A 390-nucleotide genomic window follows, 5' to 3' on the forward strand; every position below is an offset into this window, starting at 1 on the left:
GCAAGCCCGGGGCCTTCGTCTGCTACGCGCAGGCAGCGGCCCGGCCCGGCCGCAACCCGCACCAGGCCGCCTGGCGGGGTAACACGCACGGCGTTTTCGATCAGGTTGCGCAGCGCGGCGGCCACGGCCTCGCGGTGGCCATGCACGGTAGTCGCCGCCATCTCGGCCGGCTCGTCCAGCGCGATCTCGCGCCCCTGGGCAATGATCTGCGGAGCGAGCGCGGCCACCACGTCCTCGGCAACGCCGGCCAGGGTAAAGCTTTGCGTGGGTTGCGGGGTGGCGGCCTCCGCCTCGATCTGGGCCAGCAGCAGCAACTGTTCGACCAGGCGCCGCATCGCTCCGATCTCGCGCCGCAGGTGGGCGCGGTCCAGTGGCTCCCGGCCGGGGGGC

Annotated in this window: 1 protein-coding gene; it reads right to left on the reverse strand. The window is 73.8% G+C overall.

The window, feature by feature from the left end; genetic code table 11:
* Positions 1–335, reverse strand: a 335-nt coding sequence (locus H926_RS30960) for a hypothetical protein (RefSeq protein ID WP_028658082.1), incomplete at its 3' end; no start/stop codon positions are given.
* Positions 336–390: the final 55 nt, after the last annotated feature.

The organism is Novosphingobium sp. B-7, from assembly GCF_000410615.1.
In the GTDB taxonomy this organism is placed as follows: Bacteria; Pseudomonadota; Alphaproteobacteria; order Sphingomonadales; family Sphingomonadaceae; genus Novosphingobium; species Novosphingobium capsulatum.